7 protein-coding genes are annotated in these 10,874 nt (G+C 73.7%); 1 reads left to right on the forward strand and 6 read right to left on the reverse strand.

Annotation, left to right across the window (positions count from 1 at the left end):
- Nucleotides 1-21 precede the first annotated feature (21 nt).
- Nucleotides 22-1,029, forward strand: coding sequence for a DUF2278 family protein (locus tag ABZV34_RS26835; protein WP_356281648.1), 1,008 nt, complete (start codon nt 22-24; stop codon nt 1,027-1,029).
- Nucleotides 1,030-1,125: 96 nt separating this feature from the next.
- Here the strand turns inward: ABZV34_RS26835 and ABZV34_RS26840 are convergent, their stop codons facing one another.
- From ABZV34_RS26840 to ABZV34_RS26865, 6 genes are all read right to left on the reverse strand, one after another.
- Nucleotides 1,126-1,920, reverse strand: a complete 795-nt coding sequence (locus tag ABZV34_RS26840; protein ID WP_356281651.1) for a polysaccharide deacetylase family protein — start codon at nt 1,918-1,920, stop codon at nt 1,126-1,128.
- Between the two features lie 86 nt (nt 1,921-2,006).
- Entirely contained in the window at nt 2,007-3,812 is a 1,806-nt protein-coding gene (locus ABZV34_RS26845; protein WP_356281654.1) for an ABC transporter ATP-binding protein, read from the reverse strand.
- On the reverse strand, nt 3,809-5,038 hold the full coding sequence (locus tag ABZV34_RS26850) for a glycosyltransferase (RefSeq protein ID WP_356281657.1): 1,230 nt from the start codon (nt 5,036-5,038) through the stop codon (nt 3,809-3,811). The genes ABZV34_RS26845 and ABZV34_RS26850 overlap by 4 nt, the downstream gene beginning before the upstream one ends.
- On the reverse strand, nt 5,039-5,842 hold the full coding sequence (locus ABZV34_RS26855) for an alpha/beta hydrolase (protein WP_356281660.1): 804 nt from the start codon (nt 5,840-5,842) through the stop codon (nt 5,039-5,041).
- Nucleotides 5,843-5,844: 2 nt separating this feature from the next.
- Nucleotides 5,845-6,192 carry a phosphopantetheine-binding protein gene (locus tag ABZV34_RS26860; protein ID WP_356281663.1) on the reverse strand — a complete coding sequence of 116 codons (348 nt, stop codon included), beginning with the start codon at nt 6,190-6,192 and terminating at the stop codon, nt 5,845-5,847.
- Complete coding sequence (locus ABZV34_RS26865) at nt 6,182-10,858, reverse strand: beta-ketoacyl synthase N-terminal-like domain-containing protein (RefSeq protein ID WP_356281738.1); 4,677 nt, start codon at nt 10,856-10,858, stop codon at nt 6,182-6,184. The genes ABZV34_RS26860 and ABZV34_RS26865 overlap by 11 nt, the downstream gene beginning before the upstream one ends.
- Between the last annotated feature and the right edge of the window lie 16 nt (nt 10,859-10,874).

Below are 10,874 nucleotides of genomic sequence, written 5' to 3' on the forward strand. Positions count from 1 at the left end.
ACGCAGGGGGAGTTGACCGACATGCCACTGAAGGCCTACGGCGTACTGATCACCCGGGCGGTCGACGCCCGGCGCGAGGGCTCCACCGACACCCCGCACTACCAGATCCACCTGACGGACGACCGGGGGACGCACTACCGGGCGGCGGTCAACGTACGGTCCCAGGAGGAGCCCTCCGAGCTGCTCTACCTGGTGGCCGACGACCTCCGGCACCCGGTCACGGCACACCTGGAGGGCCTGGCGTCCGGCTGGAACACGCTGTCGCCGGGGCCGGGCGGCCCGAACCTGGACTTCGTGCGCGGCAACCTCTTCGACCCGGCGGCGATGCGTTCCCTGCCCCCGGACGCGCAGGGCCCCGACAACGACCTGGCCGACCTGCTCGACCACTACGTCCAGCGCGCGGTGGCCGACCCGGACGCCCGGATGTACGTGTTCGGCGAGCGCTTCGGGCCCGAGCCCGCCGTCCGTGACAAGGTCTTCGGCTTCCTGCCCGGCAACGGCGTCCACGACATCCACATGAACCAGGGCAACAGCGCGCGCTTCCAGGGCGACGACGGCGTCTGGCAGGACGGCGGACTGCTCCTCCACTTCCCGGCGCAGTCCCGGTGGGTCGGCATCTTCCTCGCCTTCCAGAGCCAGGCCTGGCACACCGACGACATCACCGGGCACACCCTTCCCGTCGACGGCTCCCGGCCCGATCCGGGCGGTCAGCCGGTGCGCGTCCTGGCGGCCCTGGTCAACCCGCGGGGCCCGGCCCCCGAGTCCGAGACGGTCACGCTCCTCAACGCCTCGCCCGATCCGCTCGACCTCACCGGCTGGCGCCTCGCCGACCGGCTCGACCACGGCTGCGCGGTGCCGCCCGGCCCGCTCGCCCCCGGCGCGTGTCTGGTGGTCCCGCTCACGGACGGCGTCCGGCTGGGCAACCAGGGCGGCCGGATCACCCTGCTCGACGCACACGGACTCAAGGTCCACGGTGTCTCGTACACGGCCCAGCAGGCTGGTCGCGAGGGATGGACCGTCGTCTTCTGACGGCTCCTCCGGTTCCCGTCCCCTCCGGTTCCCGTCCCGTTCGGTTCCAGCCCGGTTCGGCCCGTCCCGTTCGGCACGGGCCGAACCCGGGCTCCGTCAGGGGCGGTAGACCGTGCCGGGCTTCGGCTTCCCGGGCGCCAGCAGCTGGGGCACGGTCACGAACACGTACCCCCGCTCCTTGAGCGCGTCGATGATCCCGGGCACCGCGGGCACCGTGCCCGGGTAGAGGTCGTGCAGCAGGATGATCCCGTCCCGGGTCGACTGCTTCAGGACGCGCTCCCGTATCACCTTGGGGTCGTACGTCTTGTAGTCCTTGGCGGTCACGCTCCACAGCACCTCGGAGAGACCCATCTCCCGGCAGATCTTCTGCACGGTGTCGTCGGTCCGCCCCTGCGGCGGCCGCATCAGCGTGGGCCGGCGGCCGGTGAGCCTCTCTATCGCGTCGTTCGGCCGCCGCAGCTCCGCGCGTATCTCGTCGGGTTCGATCTGCGTGAGGATCTTGTGGTCCCAGGTGTGGCTGGCGACCTCGTGCCCCTCGGCGGCCATCCGCTTGACCAGTTCCGGGTACTTCTCGATGTGCCGTTTGCCGAGCAGGAAGAAGGTGGCGGGGACCTTCTTCTCCTTGAGAATGTCCAGCAGCTCGGCCGAGTGCTCGCTCGGTCCGGCGTCGAAGGTCAGCGCGATGCACTTGGCCTCACGGCAGTCCACGGTCCCGAACCGTCCGGCCGCCTTGGCGTCGGACGCGGTCTGCGCGCGGGCGGCCGCCGGTGCGGTGGTGTGGACGGTGGTGCACCCGGCGAGCGGCAGGGCGAGTGCGGCGGCCGTCACGAGGGCGGCCGCCGAACGGAACCCGGGGCGCGATCTCTTCGTCTTCCTGGTCAGAAAAGGCATGTCGCGACTATATAGAGGGTGTATACACCTCATTCATAGTGGGGTGGGTACGCTCGTCGAGGGGCGCTCGCCGCCGATATGCCGGCCTACGCACCGGCTGACGCCGCGCCGACCGGACCGGCCGGCGGACGCGCCGGGGGCTCGGCCGCCAGCAGCTGGGTGGCGGCCAGCTCGCGGTAGAGCGTGTCGTCGTCGACCAGCGAGTCGTGAGTGCCCACGGCGCGGACCTCGCCGTGTTCTAGGACCACGATCTGGTCGGCGTCGGTGACCGTGGACAGCCGGTGGGCGATCAGCAGCACCGTGCACCGGCCCGCGGCGCGCGCGACGAGCTCGCCCAGGGCCTGTTCGTTGCGGGCGTCGAGCTGGGCCGTCGCCTCGTCGAGCAGCAGCACCTGGGGACGGCGCAGCAGGGCACGGGCGATGGCCAGGCGCTGGCGCTCACCGCCGGACAGGGTCACACCGCGCGGGCCGACGGGCGTCTCCACACCTTGGGGCAGGCGTGTGACCAGACCGTCGAGACGGGTCAGGGCGAGCACCTCAGCGAGCTGCCCGGGGGTCGCCGCGGGGGCCGCGTACAGCAGGTTCTCGCGGAGCGTGCCGGCCATCACGGGGGAGTCCTGCTCGACGTACGCGATCCGGCGCCGCACCTCCGCGCGCGGCAGCGTGGAGATGTCCTCGCCACCGATCCTGATGGTGCCCGCGGTCGGTTCGTAGAAGCGCTGGAGGAGCGAGAAGAGGGTGGTCTTGCCGGCTCCCGACAGACCGACGAGCGCGGTCCGGGTGCCGGCGGGGACGGTGAAGCCGACACCGCGCAGGGCGGGCGCGCGGCCCGGGTAGGCGAACTCGACCCCGCTCAGCTCGACGGCGGGCGCGGCGGTGTGGTCCGGGACGGAGCCGGGCGGTGCCTCGATGTCGTCCTCGGCCGGCAGCCCGTACGCCTCCTGGATCCTGCCCACCGCGCCCAGTCCCTGCTGGAGCTGGGCGGCGCCGCCGACCAGTTGCGAGACCGGGCTCGCCAGGAAGAACACGTACAGCAGGAAGGCGATCAGTTCGGAGACGGACATGGAGCCGTTCGCGACGAAGGTGCCGCCCACGCCCAGGACGACCAGGAACGCCGTCTGGATGGCGGCGCCGCCGACCATGGCGACGAGGGCGCCGTAGCGGGCGCCGACCAGCCCGGCCGCGTACGCCTCCTCGACCGCGTCCTCGGCGGCGCGCGTCTCGCGGCCCTCGGCGCCGTTCGCCTTGACCGTGCGGGCCGCGCCGAGCGTACGGTCGAGGACGGCCCCGACCGCGCCGACGGACGCCTGCGAGCGGGCCACGGCGGCCTTGATCCGGGGCAGCACGACGGTGATCACGACCGCGACCAGGGTCAGTACCAGCAGGGTCACACCGAGCAGGCGCACGTCGAGCGTCGCCATCATGAACAGCGCCCCGGCGAGGGTCAGTACGCCGTTGACCGTCATGATCAGGCCCTCGGTGGCGGCGCTCTTGAGCAGGGTGCTGTCGGAGGTGACACGGGCGATGAGGTCGCCCGGGGCCCGCCGGTCCAGCTCGGAGACCCGCAGCCGGATCAGCCGGTGGACGAGACCGCGCCGCACCTGCCGGACCACCCGCTCCGAAGTGCGTTGCTGGAGACAGACGTTGAGGCCGGTGAGCAGGGCGCCCGCGACCAGGAGGGCGGCGAGCAGCGCGACCGGCGCGGCGACGCTGCCGCCGTCGTCCAGCCGGTCCAGGATCGTCTGCGCGAACTTCGGCTGCGCCAGCCCCGACACACCGGGCAGCAGGGTGAGGAACAGGGAGAACAGCAGCACGCGCCAGTGCGGTCTCGCGTAGCGGACAAGGGCGGACAGCGAGCCCGGGGGAGTGGCGGGCGGGATGTCGGCGGTCACGAGACGCGCACCTCACCGTCGTTGCTGCCGGTGGTCCCGGTGGTCCCGGCGGCTCCGGTGGAACCAGCCGCCACCGCTTCGAGGTGGTCCGCGGCGGATGCGCTGCCGCCCGCCTGCCGGAAGGACTCCCCGACGGCCTCGGCGGCCTTGCGGTGGCCCCGCGCCGGATCGAGCACGGCCTCGACGGCGGCGCCGATCCTCGCCGCGTCCGCGCGGCCGAACCGCAGCCGCACCCCGGCGCCCGCGTCCACGACCTGGCCGGCCACGATCGGCTGGTCGTCCCGGATCGGGGCCACGACCAGCGGGACGCCGTGCCACAGCGCCTCGCACACGGTGTTGTGCCCGGCGTGACAGATGACCGCGTCGAGCCGCTCCAGCAGGGCGAGTTGAGGGACGCGCGGGCGTACGAGGAGGTGGTCGGGGAGCCGGCCCCCGACGAGCCCGCCGGGATCGACGAGGACGGCCCGCACCCGGTCGGCCATCGCGCCCAGCGCCTGTGCGGCCGCGTTCAGGAAGCGGGCGCCGGCGTCGTTGTTGGCGGTGCCGAGACTGACCAGGACGGTGGGCAGCGGCGAGACGTCCAGCCACTCCCAGGGGAAGTCGTCGTCGCCCGCCGGGCGGGCGGCGACCGAAGGGCCCACCAGCCAGACCCGGCCGGGGAGTTCGACCGGCCCGAGCAGCGCGCGCGTGGTGTACGCGAGCACGCCGTGCGGCGAGAACCGCGGATCCGCCCCGCCCGCGGCGCCGCCGACCCTGGCGCGCAGTCCCGCGAGCAACTCGTCGAGCCAGGCGGCCACCTTGGGCATGGCGGCCAGCGGATCGACCAGTTCGGCGGAGGTGGTGGCCGACGTCACCCAGGTCCGCCCGAGCGACTCGGCGACCAGCGCGCCCGCCACCGCCTGCTGGTCGCAGACGACGACGTCCGGGTCGTACGCCCCGATCGCCGTACGCACCCCGGGGGCCATGGCCTCGGCCAAGGGGACGAGGAAGCTCTCCCAGAGGAAACGGAAGGCGGCCGGTCCCTTCAGCCCGGCGGGCCGGGGCGGCACGTCGCCGGGGAGCGCGCACGGGTGGACGACGGCGTCGGACCCCGCGAGGCTCCGGACCAGCTCGGGACGGCCCGCCCAGGCGACGTCGTGACCGCGGGCCGCCAGTGTCGCCGCGGTGCCGACGGCCGGGTTCACGTGCCCGACCAGCGGCGGCACCACGAACAGGAACCTGCCCATCTAGCGGGCCTCCCGCAGCGCGTGCGCCTCTTGGCGCAGCAGCCAGTCACGTACGAGGACGTACGTCTCCTCGGTGGCCTCCACCAGCACCGAGTGGCCGCGGTCGGGCAGCACGACCGTACGGCAGTCGGCGAGCGAGGCCTCCAGCATCCCGGTCTGCGCGCTGAGCCTGGACGCGCCGCCGAAGACGGCGAGGACCGGGCAGCGGATCGCGGACAGGTTCTCGTCGAGGAGTCCGCTGAGCGGGATCTCCCGGGCGAGCGCGGTCTCGTCGAGTACCCTGCCCGCCGCCCGGAACGGCCGGGCGTTGCGCTCGCCCGGGTTCTCCCGCAGCCACTCGGTGACCTCCTGGACGACCTGGCCGCCCTGCTCCCCGACGAGACCCTCGTACATGTTCTCCGCCCAGGCGCGGGCCGGTGGTTCGGCCTCGATCGCGACGACGCCGGCGACCCGTCCGGGGTGCGCGGCGGCCATGGCGTAGGCGACGGCGCCGCCGAAGGAGTTGCCGACCAGCCGCACCGGTTTCTCGACCGCCAGCGCGTCGAGCAGCTCGTCGAGGTCGCGGACGAAGTCCTCCATCCGGTATCCGGTCGGGGGCCGGGAGGTCCTGCCGTGCCCGCGCAGGTCGTACATGACGACGTCCATGCCCTCCTCGGCGAGCCGCGGCGCGAGGCTGAAGTAGTAGCTGGCGAGGCTGTCGATGAGCAGGCCGTGGATGAGCACCACGACCGGACGCGGGACGCCGGGGTCGTGCCCCAGCCGCTGGACGTGGACGTCGATGCCGTTCACCCGGATGGTCGCCACGGTCAGCGCACCTCCGCGACGGCGAGCGTGTCCACCACATGGCCGACGAGATCGCCGACGGTCAGTTCGATGATCTCCTCCAGTCCGCGGTCGGCGATGAAGGCGGCGAAGTTGACGCGCTCGCCGTAGAACTCGCGCAGCTGGGCGGAGAGGGTGACGAGGTCGATGCTCTCCAGTTCCAGGTCGTCGTGGAAGGAGGTCTCCATGGTGATCTCGAAGTCGTCGAGCCCGTACTCCTCCAGCACGACGCGCAGGATGGCCGAGATGTCCGCGAGGACGGTCGCCGGGTCCGGCGCCGGGCTCTGTGCCGGCTGTGTGTCCGCGCGGGGGCCTTCGAGTTCAGTGGTCATCTTCGCTCTCCTGGTCGTTGACGGCCGTCCAGGCCACGACGTACTCCGTGCCGGGCCCTGCGGACGGCTGGGGGGCGGTCAGCGCGCGGTACCGCACGCGGTGGTCCTCGCCGGCGGCGCGGACGGTCAGCCGGGTGTCGTCCGCCGCGGTGACCTCGAACCGTTTGGGCTCGCCGCCCAGTCCGGTGCCGCGTGCCTTCGCGACGGCCTCCTTGGCGGCCCAGAAGCGGGTGAACCAGAGCCGCTCGGCGCCGGCGCCGAGCTCGTTCCCGTTCTGGTTCGCGTTCTGGTTGTCGTTCTGGTTGTCGTGTCCGGTCGCGGCCACGGCCCGCTGGACGAGTGTCGCGAGCAGTTCGCGCTCGCGGGCGCCGAGCGCGACGGCGAGGGTGGCGGCGGGGCGGTCGGTCACTTCCTCGATGTCGATCCCGCAGGGGCCGTCGGTCCTGGCCATCGCCACGGCGGTCGTCCCCCGGTGGGCGATCGAGACGTGCAGCGGCGGCAGCGTCCTGCCGTAGCCGCCGGTCACGCGGGGGCGGCCGGTCGGCTCGTTGCCCACGCGTATCTCGGCCGGGTAGACAGGTCCGGTGCCGCGGTCCCACAGCAGATGACGCACCGCGTCCTTGACGGCGATCCTGCCGAGCAGCCACTGCCGGCGGCCGCGCGGTGCGTGCGCCGCGTACCGCTCGCGTTCCTCGCCCGCCAGGATGTTCCGCATGATCAGCTCGCGGGTGGCCAGATCGGGCCACTCCTCGTGGAGCAGGGCCCAGCCGCCGGGCTGCATTCGCGACAGCGTGTGCCGCTCGGGCTCCCGGTCGACCGCGCGGATCCACGGGTTGCTGTCGAAGCGCCGGTCCTGCCAGCCGCTGAACTCGGCCCACACCCTGCCCTGACGGACCAGTTGCATATCGGCTACGAGGGCACTGTCGGTGACGGACGTGATCCGGATCAGGCACTCCAGCCGCTCACCGGGTGCGGGATGCGGGCCGTGGAAGCGGATCTCTCTCATGCCCACCGGGAACACCGTGGTGCGCACCGGTAGCCGGGACATGATCCAGTAGCCGAGGAGCTGTCCCACGTTGTCCAGCAGGGCACCGGGCGCGGGCGGTGTGACGAGCACTCCGCGTACGTGCCGGTCGCCGACCGCGGTCAGTTCGCTCAGGCCCTGGAAGAGAGGACCGTGGAACATCCAGCGGCGCGTGTAGAGCTCCGCGGCGGTGAGTTCGGGCCCGGTCTCCTCGGCGGCCGGAAAGGTCCAGGGTCGAGGGGCAGTGAACTGCCCGTAATCCGAGGCGAGTTCGACGCTCGCCTGGGCGTAGGGGCCGAGCGAGGCGGTCACCCGGTCCGGGCTCTCGGGCACGATCCGTACGGGGATGTCGACCGCCGGGACGGCCGTGACCCACTGGTGCAGGCGTACGTCGCGGACGGCGACGGCACGGCGGCCGGGGGCGGCCCGTTCGGCGTGCTCCATGAGGTGGGCGATCACGGTGGTGCCGGGGACCACCGGCCATCTGTCGGCGGCGTCGGCCTGGGCGGGCTGTCTGAAGAAGCAGTGGTCGAGGAGGTACGGCATGGTGTCGACGGAGACGCGCAGGGTCGCTTCGAGCGGCCGGGGCCCCGGGAGCGGGGCGGTCGTACGGGGGGCCGGTGCGCCGGTGTCCCGGGCATCCGGCGGGGACCCTCGGCGTGCCGTGCGGCCCGCCGTCACCACGTCCGAGGCGAACGCCGTCGCGTCCCGCAGCAGCGCCGACAACTCGGTCCCGAGCGCCCCCTGTTCGTCCAGGACGCCGAACCGCGCGGGTACCGCGGCCGGGGTGCGGTGCGGGGCCAGTTCGGCGGCCAGCCGGTCGCGGGTCGCGGGGTCCAGGGAGATGTTCGCACCGCCGAGGTCCAGCCGGACCGGCCGGGCCGCCCGGCGGCCGGAGCGGGCCGGGGCGGGGGCGGTCGCCGGCGGGCCGCCGAGCAGCGGGGCGAGGTCCGGGGCCGCCCCGTCCGCCCACAACGCACTGGCCACACGGTGCAGTTGGGGAAGCCCGGAGCGGTGCGGGGAGTGCGCGGGGACCACCAGGTGGTCACGGCCGTGCAGGGTGTCGCCGATGAGGGAGCCGAGCTGTCCGGCGCCGAGCTGGACGAAGGCGCGGAAGCCCGCCGCGTACATGGAGTCCACGAGCGGCCGGAAGCGGACCGGCTCCAGCAGGTGGCGGACGAACAGCTCGCGGATCGCGGCCGGTTCGTCCGGGTACGGGGCGACGGTCGTCGCCGACCACAGCGGCAGCGCCGCCGGGCGCAGGGTGTAGGCCTCGGACGCCCTTCTGATCGGGTCGAGATAGGGCTCCAGCATCGGGGTGTGGAAGCCGGAGCGGAACGGCAGGATCTGCGAGACCACCGCCCGCGAGCGGAACGCGCCGACGAGTGCGGCGACGGCGGGCTCCGGGCCGCAGATCATCGACTGGTGGGGGGCGTTGTCGTGCGAGAGGACCACGTCCGTACGGCCGGCCAGTTCCGCCAGCACCTGACCGGCGGGGGCGCCGATCGCGGCGAACGCCAGTCCGGGCACGCTCAGCGCGTCCGGGTCGAAGCCGGCGAGGAAGGCGTCGACCTCGTCGGGCGGATGGATCCCGGCGACGGCCATCGCCGTCCACTCGCCGAGGCTGTGCCCGGCGAGGGCGTCCGGTACCACGCCGAGCCGGCGCAGCGCCGCGTCCAGGAGGCGCCCGAGCTCGAAGACACCGGTGCCCTGCCGGCCCACGTGCCCCACGGTCGCGTCGGTGACGGCCGTGGACCAGGGAAGCCCGAAGTGAGCCGCGACGTCTGCGGAGTTGGGCGCGAACTCGGCCTCCAGACCGGGGAAGACGAACGCGAGTCCGCCACCGCCCGGTCCCAGCAGCGGCCGTGGCACGAACCACACGTCGTTGCGGCCCCGCCACCCCTTGCCCTTGGTGACCGCCTTGCGGGCCAGCGCCAGTCGTTTGGCGGTGGGCCCGACCACGGCGAGCCGCACGGGATCGGTGGCGGGCGTGGTGGTCAGTTCGTCGAGGCCCAGGGCGAGCAGTGCGGAGTCGGAGCGGTCGAGGAGCTCGGCCATCGCGGCGGGTGTCGGCGCGGTGAGCCGCAGCACCCGTTCCGGTTCGCGGACCTCGCAGGCCGTGACCGGCTTTCGGGCCGTCGCCTGTTCGAGCACCACGTGCGCGTTGATGCCGCCGAAGCCGAAGGCGTTGACGGCGGCCCGGCGCACCGGCTGCCGGTCGTCGGTGTGCCAGGGGCGGGCGGCGCCGATGGGGGCGAACCGGGTGCGGGCCAGGGCCGGATGCGGTTCGTCGCAGTGCAGGGTCGGCGGCAGCACCCCGTGGTGGACGGCGAGTGCGGCCTTGATCAGCCCGGCGATCCCCGCGGCGGGCATCGTGTGTCCGATCATCGATTTCACCGAGCCGATGACGGCGGGCGGATCGCTGGGCGGGCCGCCCGGGAGGCCAACGGGCGTACCGCCGGGGGTTCCCGCGGAGGGTGCCCCCTCGCCGGCCGGTCCCGGGGCGGGCTCCTCGCCGGCCGGTCCTCTGCCGGTTCTCTCAGCGTCCCGCTCAGCCTGTGGTGGTCCGAACACCACAGCGAGGGTGGCGAGTTCGGTGCCGTCGCCGGCCGGGGTGGCGGTGCCGTGCGCCTCCAGAAGCCCGATCGAGCCGGGTGCCGCCGGGTCGAGCCCGGCCGCCTCCCAGGCCTGGCGGACCGCGCGGACCTGGCCGCCCGAGTCGGGCGCCATCAGACTGGTGGTCCGTCCGTCGGAGGCGACACCGGTGCCGGTGATCACCGCGTAGACCCGGTCGCCGTCGCGCTCGGCGTCGGCGAGCCGCTTGAGGACGACCACCCCGGTGCCCTCTCCGATCAGCACCCCGTCCGCGTCCTTGTGGAAGGGCCGGATGCGCTCGCTCGGGGAGAGCGCGCCGAGCTGGCTGAACACGCTCCAGAAGGTGATGTCGTGGCAGTGGTGCACCCCGCCGGCCAGCATCACGTCGCAGCGCCCGCTGCCGAGTTCGCGCACCGCGTGGTCGACGGCGATGAGCGAGGAGGCGCACGCCGCGTCCACGGTGTAGGCGGGGCCGCGCAGATCGAGCCGGCCCGCCAGCCTGGACGCGGCGAGGTTGGGCACGAGACCGATCGACGACTCCGGTGCCTCCGGTCCGAGCCGGTCGGTGAACGCCTGCCGTACCGAGTCCAGTTGGGCCGGGTCGAGGTCGGGCAGCAGCTCGCCGAGGGTCCGTACCAGCTGGCTCGCGGTCCGTACCCGCTGGTCGAGCCGGACCAGACCGGGGGTGAGATAGCCGCCGCGGCCGAGCACCACGCCGACCCGGTGCCGGTCCGCGGGCAGCCGGTCCGCGCCACCCGCGTCGGCGAGGGCCTGCGCGGCCACCCGCAGCGCGATGAGCTGGTCGGGCTCGGTGGCGGGCACCGCGGCCGGCATGATCCCGAACTCGGTGACGTCCAGCTCGGCCAGTTCGTCCACGAAGCCGCCGCGCCGGCAGTAGACCCGGTCCGCGCGGGGCTCCGCGCCGGGCGCGTAGTACTCGTCGGCGTCCCAGCGGCCCGGCGGCACATCGGTGATCGCGTCGACGCCGGAGACCAGGTTGCGCCAGTACGCGGCGAGGTCGGGGGCGCCCGGGAAGAGCACCGCCATGCCGACGATGGCGACG

This window comes from Streptomyces sp. NPDC005195 (assembly GCF_040608315.1).
Classification (GTDB): Bacteria; Actinomycetota; Actinomycetes; order Streptomycetales; family Streptomycetaceae; genus Streptomyces; species Streptomyces kaempferi.